This window comes from Halovalidus salilacus (assembly GCF_031852275.1).
GTDB lineage: Archaea > Halobacteriota > Halobacteria > Halobacteriales > Natrialbaceae > Halovalidus > Halovalidus salilacus.
The window spans coordinates 693,497-709,035 of the sequence record NZ_CP134700.1 but is presented as its reverse complement, the minus strand read 5'-3'; the positions used below and the strand labels follow the sequence as shown (position 1 = coordinate 709,035).

13 protein-coding genes and 1 pseudogene are annotated in these 15,539 nt (G+C 69.3%); 11 read left to right on the top strand and 3 right to left on the bottom strand.

Annotation, left to right across the window (positions count from 1 at the left end; genetic code table 11):
- Positions 1 to 203 precede the first annotated feature (203 nt).
- Positions 204 to 1,499 (bottom strand): HAD hydrolase family protein, encoded by a 1,296-nt coding sequence (locus RJT68_RS03495; protein WP_407038992.1) that lies wholly within the window; start codon positions 1,497 to 1,499, stop codon positions 204 to 206.
- Between the two features lie 145 nt (positions 1,500 to 1,644).
- On the opposite strand from RJT68_RS03495, the gene RJT68_RS03490 reads away from it, so the two are divergent.
- The 8 genes and pseudogenes from RJT68_RS03490 to argS all read left to right on the top strand — a co-directional run bounded on the left by RJT68_RS03490 (position 1,645) and on the right by argS (position 10,917).
- Positions 1,645 to 2,727: a glucose 1-dehydrogenase gene (locus tag RJT68_RS03490; protein WP_407038991.1), complete on the top strand. Its 1,083-nt coding sequence runs from the start codon at positions 1,645 to 1,647 to the stop codon at positions 2,725 to 2,727.
- The gene (gfcR, locus tag RJT68_RS03485) at positions 2,724 to 3,383 is read left to right on the top strand and encodes a transcriptional regulator GfcR (protein ID WP_407038990.1); all 660 of its coding nucleotides are present in this window, start codon (positions 2,724 to 2,726) and stop codon (positions 3,381 to 3,383) included. The genes RJT68_RS03490 and gfcR overlap by 4 nt, the downstream gene beginning before the upstream one ends.
- A gap of 204 nt (positions 3,384 to 3,587) precedes the next feature.
- Positions 3,588 to 4,307, top strand: a complete 720-nt coding sequence (locus RJT68_RS03480) for an alpha/beta hydrolase (protein WP_407038989.1) — start codon at positions 3,588 to 3,590, stop codon at positions 4,305 to 4,307.
- A gap of 57 nt (positions 4,308 to 4,364) precedes the next feature.
- Positions 4,365 to 6,134 (top strand): stage II sporulation protein M, encoded by a 1,770-nt coding sequence (locus tag RJT68_RS03475; protein ID WP_407038988.1) that lies wholly within the window; start codon positions 4,365 to 4,367, stop codon positions 6,132 to 6,134.
- A gap of 93 nt (positions 6,135 to 6,227) precedes the next feature.
- Entirely contained in the window at positions 6,228 to 7,187 is a 960-nt protein-coding gene (locus tag RJT68_RS03470) for a succinylglutamate desuccinylase/aspartoacylase family protein (protein WP_407038987.1), read from the top strand.
- A gap of 13 nt (positions 7,188 to 7,200) precedes the next feature.
- Entirely contained in the window at positions 7,201 to 8,304 is a 1,104-nt protein-coding gene (locus RJT68_RS03465) for a pyridoxal-phosphate dependent enzyme (protein WP_407038986.1), read from the top strand.
- Positions 8,305 to 8,413: 109 nt separating this feature from the next.
- A pseudogene (locus RJT68_RS03460) lies at positions 8,414 to 8,950 on the top strand (NUDIX domain-containing protein).
- 176 nt (positions 8,951 to 9,126) lie between these two features.
- Complete coding sequence (argS, locus tag RJT68_RS03455) at positions 9,127 to 10,917, top strand: arginine--tRNA ligase (RefSeq protein ID WP_407038985.1); 1,791 nt, start codon at positions 9,127 to 9,129, stop codon at positions 10,915 to 10,917.
- A 96-nt stretch (positions 10,918 to 11,013) separates the two neighbouring features.
- Here argS and RJT68_RS03450 read toward each other — a convergent pair whose 3' ends face one another.
- Together RJT68_RS03450 and minD are read right to left on the bottom strand one after the other, a co-directional pair.
- A complete protein-coding gene (locus RJT68_RS03450) occupies positions 11,014 to 11,541 on the bottom strand; it encodes a hypothetical protein (protein ID WP_407038984.1) in 528 nt (175 codons plus the stop codon).
- A 426-nt stretch (positions 11,542 to 11,967) separates the two neighbouring features.
- Complete coding sequence (minD, locus tag RJT68_RS03445; protein WP_407038983.1) at positions 11,968 to 12,837, bottom strand: cell division ATPase MinD; 870 nt, start codon at positions 12,835 to 12,837, stop codon at positions 11,968 to 11,970.
- A gap of 211 nt (positions 12,838 to 13,048) precedes the next feature.
- Here minD and prf1 point away from each other — a divergent pair, with 211 nt between their 5' ends.
- From prf1 to RJT68_RS03430, 3 genes are all read left to right on the top strand, one after another.
- A complete protein-coding gene (prf1, locus tag RJT68_RS03440) occupies positions 13,049 to 14,308 on the top strand; it encodes a peptide chain release factor aRF-1 (protein WP_407038982.1) in 1,260 nt (419 codons plus the stop codon).
- 145 nt (positions 14,309 to 14,453) lie between these two features.
- On the top strand, positions 14,454 to 14,921 hold the full coding sequence (locus tag RJT68_RS03435) for a hypothetical protein (protein ID WP_407038981.1): 468 nt from the start codon (positions 14,454 to 14,456) through the stop codon (positions 14,919 to 14,921).
- Positions 14,876 to 15,244 (top strand): transcriptional regulator FilR1 domain-containing protein, encoded by a 369-nt coding sequence (locus RJT68_RS03430; RefSeq protein WP_455196256.1) that lies wholly within the window; start codon positions 14,876 to 14,878, stop codon positions 15,242 to 15,244. Before RJT68_RS03435 ends, RJT68_RS03430 begins: the two co-directional genes overlap by 46 nt.
- Positions 15,245 to 15,539: the final 295 nt, after the last annotated feature.

Sequence of the window (15,539 nt, the reverse complement as noted above, 5' to 3'; positions counted from 1 at the left end):
TCGATCAGCCGATCCTGGACTCGGGGGACCTGGGTCGCGCGTCTCGCTGGCGCTGGCGCTCACGTCCGTCGACTCGCTCGGATCGGACTGAGTGAGGGGAGGGGTCCGACGCGGTTCACGGGTCGGCCTGTGTGCTCCGGTCGTTTAAACGGACGCGCGCGGCGTCCGCCGGTTCCCCGGGGGACGGCGGCTCGCACCGTCGCTCACCGGAGGCGGGCGAAGCGGTTCAACGCGTAAACGGTCCGGAGGACGTCCACGCTCTTCCCCCGGTCGAAGACCAGTTCGTCGGTCTCGAGCACGTGCTCGAGCGTGTCGCGCGAGGCGTGCTCGGGCGCGGCCGCGATGCCGGCGTCGTTCTCGGCCGCCCACTCCATCACGCGCAGATCGCTCTTCGAGTCGCCCATCACGAGCGCGAAGGCGTCGTCGACGCCGAGGACCTCGAGCGCGCGCTCGACGCCGACGACCTTGTTCAACTCGAGGCTGCCGATCTCGGCCGCGTCGGCCTCGTAGTAGGCGACGTCGATCCGCGAGAGGACCTCCGCGAGGCCCTCGGGAACCGCGTCGGGGTCCAGGTCGGGATAGGCCCCCTCGCCCTCGAGGACGGCCCTGATCTCGGAGTCCTGTTCGGCGTAGAACGCGCGGGTCCAGCCGGCGATCGATTCGCCCTCGAGGGTGGGCTCGTCGGCACCGTTCCCGTCCTCGTCCGCGTCTCCGTCCTCGTGCGGGAGCGCCCCGGCGACGGCGTCGGCGAGCAGGTCGATCAGGTAGACGAGCGCCTCGTCGATGATCTCGCGCGCCCGCGAGGACCCCGTCTCGTAGTTGGGTTTCACCGTGACGTTGAACTCGTTGCCCTGGAGGTGACAGCCCCGCCGAAGGTCCTCGGGCGCTTCGGGGAGGACGCGCGAGCGCACGTCGTCGAAGACGGTCCGGATCGACTCGTCCAGGTCCTCGTAGAGCAGTTGCTTCGTCTCCGCCCCGTGGCCCGGCGTGAAGACGCCCGTTCCCGCCTCGTAGACGATCGAGAGGTCGCCGGAGTGGACGATCTCGCTTCCCAGCCCCTGGATCGCGAAGCCCTTGACGTTCTCGAGGGTCTGGCCCGTGCAGATCACGATCGGGACGCCCGACTCGTGGAACTCGGTCAGCACGTGGAGCGTCTCCCGCGGGATCTCGTTGTCCGTTCCGCCCGCCGACCGCAGCGTCTCGTCGACGTCCAGCACGAGGACGTTCACCGCCCGGCCGTACTTGGCCTCGAGGTCGAGGGCGGTGAACGCCTGGTCGCGGGTCGTCCGGGCGGCGATCTCCGCGAACGTCTCCCCCGCCGCGAAGTCCCGCCGGATCTCGTCCTTGCGCTCCTCGAGTTCCTCGTGGGCCTCCTGCCAGTGGTCGAGGGCCACCCGCGAGTCGACCGCGGGGAACACGTCGACGAACTCCTGGTACTCCCGGAGGGTTTCCGTCTCGTACTCGTCGTAGAGTCGGTAGACGAGATCGTATCGTTCCATGTCACGAACAGGCACGGGCTGCGGGTTAACCGTTTTCAGTCGCCGGTCCGCTCGAGCGCGGAAGTGAGTGTGAACCGCCCACATGCCCTGACAGTTTACTCAATATAGAGTAAAACTCTTTAGGTGGCGGGACCGTACGAGGCGTATGGACGCCATCGCAGTCGAGCCCGGGACGGGCGAGCCCGAGCTGATCGAACTGCCCGTTCCCGAACCAGCCCCCGGCGAAGCCCTCGTGAAGACGCTGCGCGTCGGCATCGACGGGACGGACCACGAAGTCATCCGCGGCGTTCACGGGGACGTCCCCGCGGGCGACGCCCGGCTCGTCCTCGGGCACGAGGCCGTCGGCGTCGTCGAGGAGCCGAACGGCACGGACCTCGAGGCGGGCCAGTACGTCGTTCCGACGGTGCGACGGCCGCCGCAGGGGACAGAGACGAACGAGTACTTCGAGCGTGGCGAGGCCGACATGGCCCCCGACGGCGAGTACGTCGAGCGCGGCATCGTCGGCGCCCACGGCTTCATGGCCGAGTACGTCACCAGCCCCGCGGAGTTCCTCGTCCCGATCCCCGAGCACCTGGCCCCGCTCGGCTTCCTCGTCGAACCCATCAGCATCACGGAGAAGGCCCTCGAGCACGCGTACGCGACTCGGTCCGCCTTCGAGTGGCGCCCCGAGTCCGCCATCGTGCTCGGCAACGGCAGCCTCGGCCTCCTCACGCTCGCGATGTTCGCGAAGACGATCGGCTACGAGCGAACCTACTGCCTCGGCCGCCGGGACCGGCCCGATCCCTCGATCGACATCATCGAGGAACTCGGGGGCACGTACGTCGACTCCCGGGAGACGCCCGTCTCCGAGATTCCGGCCGCCTACGAGCCGATGGACCTCGTCTACGAGGCGACCGGCTACGCGAAACACGCCTTCGAGACGGTCGAGGCCCTCGCGCCCAACGGCGTGGCCGCCTTACTCGGCGTTCCGGGCGACTGGACGTTCGAGGTCGACGGCGGCCGCCTCCACCGGGAACTCGTCCTCCACAACAAGGCGCTCGTGGGCAGCGTCAACTCCAACCGGCGCCACTTCGAGTCGGCGATCGACACCCTCGCGGAACTCCCCGAGTGGTTCCTCGAGGCGCTCGTCACCGAGGTCCGTCGGATCGAGGGCCCCGACGACGTGGCCGCGGCGTTTGCGGACGACGACACGACTATAAAAACGGCGGTCGAATTCGCGTCCATATGAAAAACGTCGACGACCTGATCGAGAGCGCGGCCGAACTCGCGGATCGCGGCCTCTCGAAGGGCGAGATCGCGGACGAACTCAACGTCTCCCGGGAGACGGCGAGCTGGCTCGTCGAGCGCAGCGGTACGACGCCGCGACCCGCGGACCGACAGGGGGCCGGCCGGGAGCCGGCGGCCGGACCCGGCGGCCCCCAGGACATCCACGTCGACTGGTCCGCCATCGGCCGGGACAGCAAGCGGATGAGCGCGATCGCGGAGGCGATGGCCGACCTGCTCGCCAAACACGGCGAGGACGTCGACCTGACCGTCGGCATCGAGAAGGCCGGCGGTCCGATCGCCACCCTCGTCGCCCGCGAACTCGAGACCGACCTCGCGACGTACACCCCGGCGAAACACCAGTGGGAGGAAGGCGACATCGAAGAACTCGGCGGCACGTTCTCCCGAAACTTCGCGGGCATCCGCGACCGGGAGTGCTACGTCGTCGACGACACCATCACCAGCGGCACCACGATGCGCGAGACCATCGACGCCATCCGGGCGGACGGCGGCGAACCCCTCGCCTGCGTCGTGCTAGCCGACAAACAGGGCGTCGACGAACTCGAGGGCGTCCCCGTCTACTCGCTGCTGCAGGTCATCAGCGTCGGCGCCGACGAGTGATCTTCTCGTCACCGACGCGCGACCGTCGCCGCTGGCGCAGGCGACCACCGGTTCTCGGCGACACCGACGAGGGCCCGCTCTCGCCGACGTCGAGGGCGACTCCCACGACGAGCGACTCCCGAGATGTCCCCGCCCGCCGGGTGGGGTGTGAGGACAGGTGACTTACCTGTTAGCTTTTTATCCGTTTGGGCCGAATTCCCTCCCATGCGACACCGAATCTTCAACGAGGACGGGGAGACGGACCTCGTCTTCGTCATGGGCTGGGGCAACCGCTGGACCCACGAGAACGTCAGCTGGCTGATCGGGCGGCTGACGGAGGCCGGGTTCCGGGTCCACGCCTTCGAACTTCCCACGAACGTCGAGGACTTCAAGGCCGACTGGCTCGAGCCCGTCGCCGAGTACGTCCGGGACTTCGAGGACTACCACCTGCTGGGCCACAGCGCCGGCGCCCTCGTCGCCCAGGCGCTCGACGGCGCCGACAACCACGTCTACCTGAGCCCCTGGTGGGGCTACGGCGAGGGGGTCCCCGAACCCGCCCTCGAGGCGCTCTCGAGGATCCCGTCGTCGTTCCCGTTCCTCCCCGTCGGCGGCCCCGACCGGTCGGTCCTGGGCGAGGAGGCGACGGACCACCAGCTCGCGACGACGCCGCGGTGGATCTCGCCGTCGTTCGTCCGGGAGACCCGCCGCGCCCAGGAGGAGTTGCTGGTGATCGACCACGACGCCGTGATCTTCTGCTCGCTCCGCGATCCCCTCATCGACCTCCGAGCGATCGGCGAGCGCGTTCCCGCCGAACACGTCGTCCTCTACGACGGGGGCCACGAACTCTTCTCCTCCCCCGCCCGCGACCGCTACGTCGAGACGCTGATCGAGGCGCTCGAGGAGGGCGCACGGGCGGTCGAGGAACGGCGGACGATCCCGGTCTAATCCGGCCCGATCAGAAACTATCGGACTTTTAACCGTTCGGACGGAATAGACGACCGCATGACCCTCTCCGACGCGCTCAGGGCGTCCCTCAGGACGCTGCGCCACCGCCCGTCCGACCTGCTTCCGTGGTTCCTCCTCGGGGCGGCCGTCCCGGCGATCACGCGCGTGATCGCGTTCGCCGGGGTCGCCGTGCTCTACCTCTACCTCAGGACGACGGGGCGATTCGCGGCGGTCCAACGCGGCCTGGACGACCTGGAGGAGCCGCCGCCGGAGACGGCGGAACCGGAGGTGGCGACGGCGTGGGCGGAGAGCGCGCTCGAGGCCGTCGAACCGGTCGTCACGGCGACGACGGTTTCGGTGATCGTCCTCACCGTCGTCGCGATGATCGCGGCCACCGTGGCCCTCTCGGCCGTCGCGACCGCGACTCAGCTGTCGGCCTGTCACGGAACGCTTCGCGGCGAACGCGGCCTGCTCGCCGGACTCAGAGGCGCGCGGCGCTGGCTGTCGATGCTCGGCCTGTTCGTCCTCGAATTCCTCCTGTGGGCCGGTTCGGCGATCGCGTTCGGACTGGTGACGCTCCTCCTCGCCGTGATCGGCACCGTCTCGACCGGCTCCGAGGGAACCGCCGTCTTCGCTCTCGCCGGCGCCGGCCTCCTCTGGTTCGTCCTGATGCTGACCGTTCGCGCGGTCTTTTCGTTCGCGCCCGTCGCGGTGGTCGTCGACTGCGTCGGCGTCGGCGATTCGCTCCGCTCGAGCGCCGGGTTCATCCGCCGCCGACCGGGTGGGGCGCTCGGCTACTTCCTCCTCGTGATCGTCGCGACGGTCGCTTTCGGCGGATTCACCGCCGTGTCGGTGCAGTACTTCCCGTTGAGCCCCCAGAGCGTGGTGGGGCTCGCGTCGGTCCTCGTCGTGGTCCCGTTCCTCGAACTCGTCAAGACGGCCGTGTTCGCCGACTACCGGGACACCGTCTCGCTGACGTCGTCCCGGCCGACCGGAGCGGCCGTGGGCCGCGAGGGCGACCGCGCGACCGTCGACGGCGCGAACGCCGATTCCGACGCCGCCTCGAGCGTCGGTCGCGACGCTCGAGCGACGGAGCACCGATCGTCGGCGTCCGGCCTCGAGAGGGGCGAGGACGGCGATCGTATCGGGACCCTCGAATCCGATGCGCGGTCGGAATCGGGGGACGGCTCCGATCGGGACCGGACCGGGTTCGAACCCCAGCGGTCGCCGAGCGTCCGGGAGCAACTGGTCGGCGGGATCCGCCGCGGACTGGGCGAACTCGTCGCGTTCGTCCGGGCGACCCCCGGCGCCCACGCCGTCGCCGTGCTCGCCCTGCTCGTGGGCTTCGCCCAGGGCTGGCTGCTCGCCGAGCCGTTCGTGGGCGAGATCGACACGTCGATCGCCGAGCGCATCGAGGGGCAGCTCCCGTACGTCGCGACGATCGAATACTTCACGAACAACTGGCTGGTCGCGCTCATCACCGCCTACGCGGGCGTCGCGCTGGTCGTCCCCGCGCTGGCGTCGCTGTGGTTCAACGGCCTGCTGCTCGGCGCTGTCGGCCGCCTCGAGGTCGAGCCCCTCCAGTTGCTCGCGTTCGTCGCCCCCCACGGCATCGTCGAGATCCCGGCGATCGTCGTCGCCGGCGCGGTCGGCGCCCACCTCGGCTGGCGGACCCTCGAGGCGTTCCGCGGGAACCGCTCGCTCGAGGCGCTGGCCGACGACCTCGAGCGATCGTTCTGGGTGCTGGTCGGCATCGGCGTCCTGCTGGCGATCGCGGCGGTCATCGAGGGGTTCGTGAGCCCGTACTACTTCCGCCCGCTGTTCTGAATCCGGCGTTCGACCCGACGCTCCGGTCGATATCGCCGCGAAATCGCGGGACGGACCGAACCAATAAAGACCGGCGGGCTCGTCGTCGGGCACATGACGACGACGCTGGGAACGGCGAGCGCAGATCCCGGCGAGATCGACACGGGCCGGCTCGAGGTCGGCGAGACCCGGGACGGTTCCACCTTCGGACTCCCCGTCGCCGTGATCAACGGCGCACGTTCGGGGAAGACGCTGTACGTGCAAGCGGCCAGCGACGGCGACGAGTTGAACGGCGTGGGCGTCGTTCGACGGGTCGTCCCCCGACTCGATCCCGCCGAGCTCTCCGGGACGATCCTCGTCGTGGGGATCGTCAACTACCACGCCTTCCAGATCGCGGAACACCGGAATCCGATCGACGACACGAAGATGAACCGCACGTACCCGGGCAACGAGGCCGGCACCTCGAGCGAGCGGATCGCCGCGGCGACGTTCGAGGCGGCCACCCGGGCGAACCTCATCCTCGACCTCCACCAGGGGTCGACCAGCCGGATGATCGACGAGGCCCGCGTCCGCTGCGGCCGCCGCCACCGCCTCCACGACGAGTGCCTCGAACTCGCGAAGGTCTTCGGCACCGGCTACGTCCTGGACCAGAAGGGGCCCGACGGCCAGCTCGCCCGTGTCGCACCCGACGAGGGCATCCCGACGATCGACCCCGAACTCGGCGGCTGCGTCGGCTGGGACGAGACGAGCATCCGGGCGGGCGTCGAGGGCGTCTTCAACGTCCTGCGCTACTACGACTTCCTCGAGGAGGATCCGGACGTCAGCCGCCAGACGCGCGCCAAGGGGTTCGAACAGTACGGCGCACCCGTCGGGGGGCTCGTCACCTTCCACAAGGAACTCGGCCAGCGCGTCGGCGCGGGCGAGACGCTGTTCGAGATCACCTCCGTCTTCGGCGAATCCAGAGCCGAGGTTACCGCCGACAGCGCGGGAATCCTCTGGCGGACCCGCCGGCTGCCCCAGGCCGCCACCGGCGAGTACGTCTGTTCGGTCGGGACCAGCGTAGACTCGTACTGATACACTAACTCCCATGCCATCCGACCTCATCTGTCCCGACTGCGACGCCGTCTACGAGGCGGGGCCCGACGAACCGTGGCGGTGTACCTGCGGCCACCCCCTCGAGTTCATCGAGACGCCCCACCCCACCGGTAACCCGCTGCCCCTCTCGCAACTCGACACGAGCGACGGCCTCTGGACGTTCTTCGAGTTCCTCCCGATCGAGAAGCGCGTCACCTTTCGCGAGGGCTTCACGCCCGTCGTCGACGCCCCCGACTGGAACGCCCGGTTCAAACTCGAGTACGTCTTCCCCACGGGCTCGTTCAAGGATCGCGGCGCGACGACGATGCTCTCGCGGGCGGTCGAACTCGGCGTCGAGAAGGTGCTCGAGGACTCCTCGGGCAACGCCGGCGCGGCGGTCGCGACCTACGCCGCCCGTGCGGGCCTCGAGGCGGACATCTACGTGCCGGCGGACGTCAAGCAGTCGAAGCTGATGGCGATCCAGCGGGCCGACGCCCGCCCCGTCCGCGTCGAGGGGACGCGCCAGAACGTCACCGACGCCTGCATCGACGCCGTCGAGTCGGGCGATGGCTGGTACGCGAGCCACGCCTGGAACCCGGCGTTCTACGCGGGGACGATGACGTTCGCGTTCGAACTCGCCGCCCAGTCCGGCTGGACGGTCCCCGACGCGATCGTCCTCCCGATCGGCCACGGAACGCTCTTTCTGGGCGCCTACCGCGGCTTCTCGCGGCTGAACGACGCGGGCATCGTCGACGGGATGCCCCGACTCCTCGGCGCGCAGGCCGCCGGCCACGCCCCGATCGTCGAGGAACTCGGCGGCGACCCGCTCGACGAGGAGGGCCAGGGAACGGACATCGCCGACGGCATCAAGATCGCCGAACCCGCCCGGAAGGCGGAGCTCCTCGAGGCGGTCGAGGCGACCGGCGGCGACGTCGTCGCGGTCGGCGGCGACTCGATCGAGACCGCCCTCGATCGGCTCCACCGCGGCGGCTTCTACGTCGAACCGACCTGCGCCGTCGCGCCCGCGGCCCTCTACCGCTACCGCGAGGAGGGCCTCATCGACGAGGACGACGACGTGGTCGTCCCGTTGACCGGCAGCGGGTTGAAGACGCTGTGAGCGGGTCGTTCCCCTCCTCGACGCCGCGCCGCGTTCGCGGTCGCGGTCGCGGTCGCCGGCGCGAATCTGAAGGCCTTTACCGGTTCGTTTCGAGCGAGCGAACGAACCGATGGTGAGCCGACCCGCGACGTTCTGTCCCGACTGCGGATCCGAACTCGAGACGACGACGTTCGAAGGGCGCGCTCGACGCTACTGCGAATCCTGCCGTCGGTACGTCTGACACAACCCGGTTCCCTGCGCGGGCGTCGCCGTCGTCGACGCCTCGGGTCCCGAACCGGCGATTTGTTGCGTCGAACGGGGCGTCCCGCCCGGCGTGGGCGAGTGGACGATCCCGGGCGGCCACCTGGAGGTCGACGAGGAACCCGCGACGGGTGCCGCCCGGGAACTCGAGGAGGAGACCGGCCTTCGCGCCGAACCCGGCGCGCTCGAGTTGTTCGACGCCGCCGCGCTGGCGCCCCGGGGCGGCAAGCACGTGGTGATGCTCTACTACGTCGTCGAGCGCGCCGAGACCGAGGGGGACCCGGTTCCGGGCAGCGACGCCGCGGACGCGCGATTTCTCACCCCGTCGGCGCTCGAGGAATCGGGCGAACCGTTCCGCCCGGTCCACGAGGAGCGATTCCGGCGCGTCGTGGCGGCGTTCGAGTGAACGGGGGAGAGTTCGAGGGACGGGACAGAATTCGTCCGAGGACGTCTTCGGCCACGCCGAGGCGACGCCCCGTTTCGAGCGGCCGACGCGTCGCGCGACGAGGCGGCCCCGCTCGAGTCCGACGCCCGCCGACGAAACCCGACATTCCTTTACTCCAGCCCTGAATACGGGCGGGTATGTTCCTCTCTCTCCGCTCGGAGGTCGAAGGCGCCCTCGAGGGGGCGCTCACGGCCCTCGAGTTTCCCGCGGACGACCTCGGGATCGAAGAACCGCCGGAGGACGTCGAGAGCGTGCTGGCCTCGAGCGTCGCCTTCCGGCTGGCCGGCGAGGCCGGCGCGGCGCCGCCGCAGGTGGCAGCTCAGATCGCAGACGAGATCGACGTCGACGACCTGACCTACGTCTCCGCCGTCGAGACGCAGGGCCCGTACCTCAACTTCCTGCCGAGCGACGCGTACTTCGCCGACACGCTCGAGGCGGGCACGGACGACGACTACGGCCACCTCGAGCCGAAGGGGGAGTCGGTCGTCGTCGAGCACACGAGCGCGAACCCGACGGGCCCGGTCCACGTCGGGCGCGCCCGGAACCCGATCATCGGCGACGCGGTGGCGAACGTCCTCGATGCGGCGGGCTACGACGTCGAGCGCCACTACTACGTCAACGACGCCGGCCGCCAGATGGCCGTCTTCACCTGGGCCTACGAGACCTTCGACGAGGAGGACCTCGACGAACCGCCGGCGCGCGACCGCGTCGAGTACGACCTCGTGCGTTACTACCGCGAGGGCAACGAGTTCCTCGAGACCGCCCCCGAGGCGGAGGTCGAGGCGGCCGAGGCCGAGATCGAGTCGATCATGCGCGGGCTCGAGGCGGGCGACGAGGGGGCCTACGAGCGGGTGAGCGAGGTCGTCGATCGGGTGCTCGGCGGGATGACCGAGTGTCTGGCCCGACTGCCCGCCGAGTTCGACGAGTTCGTCAAGGAGACGCGGTTCATGCTCGACGGCGCGACGGACGACCTCGTCGACCGGCTCAAGGCGCTCGACGAGGCCGTCTACGAGGAGGAAGCGTGGCAGCTCGAGCTCGACGCGCACGGCATCGACAAGAACCTCGTCTTCTTGCGCTCGGACGGCACCTCCCTCTACGCCACGCGCGACCTGGCCCACCACGAGTGGAAGTTCGAAAACTACGACCGCGCGGTGACGGTGCTCGGCGAGGACCACAAGCTGCAGGCGAAACAGCTGCGCACGACCCTCGAGTTGCTCGGCGACGACACCGACCAGCTGCAGCAGGTGCTCTACTCCTACGTCAACCTCCCCGAGGGGAAGATGAGCACCCGCCGCGGGACGGGCGTCGACCTCGACGACCTGCTGGACGAGGCGATCGACCGCGCCCGGGAGGAGGTCGAGGACCGACTCGACGACCGCATCCGCGATGACGACCTCGACGAGGGGGACGTCGAGCGCATCGCTCACCAGGTCGGCATCGGCGCGGTCCGCTACGACATCGTCTCGAAGCAGCCCACGAAGGCGATCACCTTCGAGTGGGATCGCGCGCTCGACTTCGAAGCCCAGTCCGCACCGTACGTCCAGTACGTCCACGCCCGGTGCTGCGGCATCTTGGAAGAGGCGGGCCTCGATCCCGACGCCGGGTACGAGGACCTCGAGCGCGAGACCGACGGCGACGGCGACGCGGGCCTCCTCGAGACAGAGGCCGAGCGCGACCTCCTCGAGACGATCGCCCGCTTCCCGGCGGTGATCGAGGAGGCCGCCGACGACCTCGAACCGCACCGCGTGGCCACTTACACCCGGGAGTTCGCCGACCGGTTCAACACGTTCTACCGCGAGTGTCCGGTGCTCGCCGACGGCGTCGATCCGGACGTCCGCGAGGCGCGTCTCGCGCTGGTGGCCGCCTCGAGACACACCGTGGCGAACGCGCTGTCGGTGCTCGGCGTGGCCGCACCGCGGTCGATGTGACGGGGAGAAACAGCGGGAAGCCGCCCGCCCGACTCGGGCGTTCGAAACCGCACCGGCCGGTCGTCGTCCGGTTTCGACCCGGCGTCGTCCGCGCGTTCAGTCCCTCGCCTCCTCGACCTTCTCGGCGAGCTCCTCCTCCGACATCGATCCCTCGAGTAACTCGAGGATCCACCGCACGTCGGCGTACAGCGCGAATATCACCTCTTCGTCGTCGGTGAACGCGATCTCCACGGTCTCGACCTCCGCCGCGAACGCCTCCGGATCTTCGATGGCGCCCTCCAGCGTCGTCGCGAGCGCCTCGATCTTCCTCCGCGTCTTCTCGTCGAACTCGGCGTCGTCCGCGTCGGCTAGCTCCGACGCGGAGAGTTCGATGGAGAGTTCGCCGCCGTCGAGCTCGAGGGCGTCGACGGAGACGCCGTCGTGATCGCCGACGAGCGCCTCCGTGTCGACGCCGGGAACGTCGGCCGTCCCGTTTTTCCCCTTCTCGTCGTCGCTATCTTTGCCGTTCTCGTCGCCGTTTCCGTTGCCGTCGTCCTCGCTCGTTTCATCGCCCATGCCCGCACAGCCTGCGATGGCGGTCGTCAGTGCGACTCCGCTGCCCAGGAGGATCTGTCGTCGATCCATGGGCGACCCATCCATCGGCTCCGTGATTAGTAATCAGCTCGTTACGGTCACGTCGACTGATTCGGCGCGTCGGCTGCTCGAGACCGCTGATTTCGGGATGGCTCGGCGAGGATACCGTCGAGTTACGGCCGAGTCGACGTCGACGGTTCCGCTCGTCGACGGTCCGCTCGAGGGGCGGTCTCGTCCGGTCGATCGGGGCCCCGGGGTAGCCGACGCGTTCCGCAGAAACCGGCGCCTCGACGCCCGAGAGGCGGCGTTAAACTCCCCCCTACCGATCGGGGCGACGCCGAGTAGTTCGACCGATCGGCCGCGAGCGTCGGGTGGGAGGGTGGCGCTGCGAACGGCGGACGGGGACGCGGTCGGACGGTGGTCGGGAGCGGGACCGCGGTAGCGAGGTGAACGCCCACGGCTAATGCCGTGGGAGGATCACGGGTCGGATTCGGCTTCGGTGATCGCGCTCGAGACGTCGTCGTGGGTCGCCGTCCGGTCGGCGTCCGCGTCGGACGCGTCGGATTCGTCGTTCGCCGCCCCGTCAGCGTCCGCGTCGGCGGCGTCCGCTTCCTCCTCCTCGGGCGGTGCGAGTCCGGCGAGCGCCGCCGCGAGGCGCCGGTAGGCGACGGCGGCGGGGCTCTTCGGGTCGTGGACGACCAGCGGCGTCCCGGCGTAGACGCTGTCGCGCACCCCCGGATCGTCGGGGATCGTCCCGAGCAGGGGGACGCCGACCTTGGCGGCGACGTCCTCGTAGGAGACGTCGCTCTCCGGGCGCGTCCGGGTGAGGAGGAGCCCCTCGACGGCCCCGCCCGCGCGGTCGGTCAACTCGAGGGTCTTCGAGGAGTCGTGGATCGACGCGGGTTCGGGCGTCGAGACGAGGAGCACGGCGTCGGCGAGCCCGAGCGGGAGGACGGTCTCGTGGCTGACCCCGGCGCCGACGTCGAGGAAGACGAAGTCGAACTCCTCGCGCAGGTGCTCGACGATCTCCCGCAGCCCCTCGGGGGAGGTCTTGGCGTAGTCGTCCAGGTCGGTTCCGCTCGGCACGGCGACGATGCCCTCGGCCAGCTCGTAGGTGGCCTCCTCGATCGACGCGTCCCCCGCGAGGACGTCGTGGAGGGTGTTCGAATCGGCGTTGAGGCTGATGAACCCGGCGAGGTTCGCCATCCCGAGATCGACGTCGACGATGGCGACGCGCTCTCCCGCCTGCGCGAGCGCGGTCCCGAGGTTCACGGTCGTCGTGGTCTTCCCAACGCCGCCTTTACCGCTCGCGATGGCGTACACCGTCACTTCCGTCTCTTCGGACATACTCGGTCGTTATCCCGACAGTGTGACGGGAGTACCTTAAATCGTGACGGCCGGTCCCGGCGGCCGAACGGACGACCGCGTTCGCGGCGGTGACGCCGGGGCCGGCCGTCGAGGCGGGGTCGGGGGCGTCGTCACGCCGCGAGAGTCGAATCGGACGCGGCGAACGACCATGTCAAAGCATACTTACCCGTTGCACCGTTTTGTAACGATAATGAGCCAGGAGGGCGAGCAGGAACAGTCCGACCGGAAGAAATACGAGTTCCAAAAGGTCATCGAGGACCTCAAGAACTTCGAAGGGTCGGGTACGCAACTCGTCACGATCTACGTCCCCGACGATCGCCAGATCAGCGACGTCGTCGCTCACGTCACCCAGGAGCACTCCGAAGCGTCCAACATCAAGTCCAAACAGACGCGAACGAACGTGCAGGACGCGTTGACGAGCATCAAGGACAGGCTGCGATACTACGACACGTACCCGCCCGAAAACGGCATGGTGCTCTTCTCGGGCGCCGTCGACTCCGGCGGCGGCCAGACCGAGATGGTCACCAAGGTGCTCGAGCAGCCGCCGCAACCGGTCGAGTCGTTCCGCTACCACTGCGACTCGGACTTCCTCACCGAGCCCCTAGAGGAGATGCTCGGCGACAAGGGCCTCTACGGGCTGATCGTCCTCGATCGGCGCGAGGCGAACGTCGGCTGGCTGAAAGGCAAGCGCATCGAGCCGGTCAAGTCCGCCTCCTCGCTCGTCCCCGGCAAGCAGCGCAAGGGTGGCCAGTCCGCCCAGCGATTCGCCCGCCTGCGCCTCGAGGCGATCGACAACTTCTACCAGGAGGTCGCGGGGATGGCAAACGACCTGTTCGTCCCCAAACGCCACGACCTCCACGGCGTCCTCGTCGGCGGCCCGTCGCCGACGAAAGACGAGTTCCTCGACGGCGACTACCTCCACCACGAGATCCAGGACAAGGTGCTCGGCAAGTTCGACGTCTCCTACACGGACGAGTCGGGGCTGCGCGAACTGGTCGACAACGCCGAGGACGTGCTCGCCGACGCCGAAGTGATGCAGGACAAGCGGCTCATGGAGCGGTTCTTCAAGGAACTCCACGCCGGCGACCTCGCCACCTACGGCTTCGAGGCGACCCGCGAGAACCTCGTGATGGGGTCGGTCGAGACGTTACTCATCAGCGAGGACCTCCGCAAGGACGTCGTCACCTACGAGTGCCCCGAGTGCGGGAACGCCGACCGCGAGGTGATCGACCGGCGCAAGGCCACGCCCGAACACGAGTGCACCGCCTGCGGGGCGACCGTCGAGGCGGACGAGGACGACCGCGAGGACGCGATCGACCACCTCATCGGGATCGCCGAACAGCGCGGCACCGAGACGAAGTTCATCTCCACGGACTTCGAGAAGGGCGAGCAACTCTACAACGCCTTCGGCGGGTTCGCCGGCATCCTGCGGTACGGAACGGGCGTCTAGGGCGGTCCGCGCGGACGGCGCGGCGGCGCCGATCCGAAGGACGACGCGATCGACCGGACGCATCCGCACACCCGAGGCGTCGCTCGCACGAAATCGAGGATTTTTTGCCGTCCTCCAGTGATGGTAGTCTTACACGACCAGTTCGATGTCCCCTCCCCGCCCCGGCCCCCATATCGTCGAACCCCTCTCCCACCGGCGGGACCTGCTCGAGCGCCTCCTCGAGGGACCCGCGACGAAACCCGTCCTCGTCGACGACCTCGACTGTTTCCGCTCGACGGTCGACCGGGCGGTCCGCGAACTCGAGGACCTCGGGTTCGTCGCGCGGGAGGGCGGAACCCACCGGATCACGGCTGCGGGACGTCTCGCCGTCGACCAGTACCGCGACTGCGTCGGCGCCCTGGAGTCGGTCGAGGCCGCCACGGACCTCCTCGCGTACGTCCCGCCCGACGCCCCCCTGTCGCTGTCGATGCTCGAGGGGGCGCGCACGTGGACGCCCCAGCCCCACGCCCCGAACGAGGCGTTCGAGGAGATCGAACATCGCCTCCCGGACGCCGATCGGCTCCGCGGTTGCGTGGCCGCCGAGCGCATTCCGACGCTGCGGACGCGGCTCTAGAGGTCGCCGTCGACGGCGACCTCGACGCCGACCTCGTGTTCACCGTCGACCTCGCCTCGTTCGTCATCTCCACCTACCCGACCGCGACCGAGGAGTTGCTCACCGCGGGCGACGTCGGGATCTCGGTTCGGGAGTCGATCCCCTACGAACTCGTCGTCCTCGAGACGCCGACCCGATCGGAGGCGTTCGTCTTCGTCCTGAACGACGCGGCCGAGATCCGCGGCGCGATCCGCAACGACGCCGAGGCCGCCCTCGAGTGGGCCCACGACGCGTTCCGACGGCTGCGGGCGACCGCGACGCCGTTGCGGCCGGGGTCCCGGTGAGCCGCCACCGGACTCCCGTCGAACCCGTCGACGATCGCCGAGCGGCCACAATCCCTATATCGACGGTTTCGGCGGGCCACAACGCTCAATACGCGACTCGAAGAATCGGGCGAGTGGCGACGACGGCCAGTTCGGCGAACGGTCGGGGCGGTGGCTCGGGCGAAGGACGGCGTACGACGGGGGCTATCGACCCGTTCCGATCGACAGCATCGAAGGGGCCGTTCGACGCCTCGATCTCCTGACTCGACGGAGGACGACGTCGGACACCGAACGGGCCGGCGGGGACGACCTCCCG

What these genes read in the sequence shown, in the direction of transcription:
- minD (WP_407038983.1), bottom strand. Translation starts at nt 12,837, where the DNA reads ATGTCCGAAGAGACGGAAGTGACGGTGTACGCCATCGCGAGCGGTAAA.
- RJT68_RS03480 (WP_407038989.1), top strand. Translation starts at nt 3,588, where the DNA reads ATGCGACACCGAATCTTCAACGAGGACGGGGAGACGGACCTCGTCTTC.
- RJT68_RS03470 (WP_407038987.1), top strand. Translation starts at nt 6,228, where the DNA reads ATGACGACGACGCTGGGAACGGCGAGCGCAGATCCCGGCGAGATCGAC.
- RJT68_RS03495 (WP_407038992.1), bottom strand. Translation starts at nt 1,499, where the DNA reads ATGGAACGATACGATCTCGTCTACCGACTCTACGACGAGTACGAGACG.
- RJT68_RS03475 (WP_407038988.1), top strand. Translation starts at nt 4,365, where the DNA reads ATGACCCTCTCCGACGCGCTCAGGGCGTCCCTCAGGACGCTGCGCCAC.
- RJT68_RS03450 (WP_407038984.1), bottom strand. Translation starts at nt 11,541, where the DNA reads ATGGATCGACGACAGATCCTCCTGGGCAGCGGAGTCGCACTGACGACC.
- RJT68_RS03465 (WP_407038986.1), top strand. Translation starts at nt 7,201, where the DNA reads ATGCCATCCGACCTCATCTGTCCCGACTGCGACGCCGTCTACGAGGCG.
- prf1 (WP_407038982.1), top strand. Translation starts at nt 13,049, where the DNA reads ATGAGCCAGGAGGGCGAGCAGGAACAGTCCGACCGGAAGAAATACGAG.
- argS (WP_407038985.1), top strand. Translation starts at nt 9,127, where the DNA reads ATGTTCCTCTCTCTCCGCTCGGAGGTCGAAGGCGCCCTCGAGGGGGCG.
- RJT68_RS03490 (WP_407038991.1), top strand. Translation starts at nt 1,645, where the DNA reads ATGGACGCCATCGCAGTCGAGCCCGGGACGGGCGAGCCCGAGCTGATC.
- gfcR (WP_407038990.1), top strand. Translation starts at nt 2,724, where the DNA reads ATGAAAAACGTCGACGACCTGATCGAGAGCGCGGCCGAACTCGCGGAT.
- RJT68_RS03435 (WP_407038981.1), top strand. Translation starts at nt 14,454, where the DNA reads ATGTCCCCTCCCCGCCCCGGCCCCCATATCGTCGAACCCCTCTCCCAC.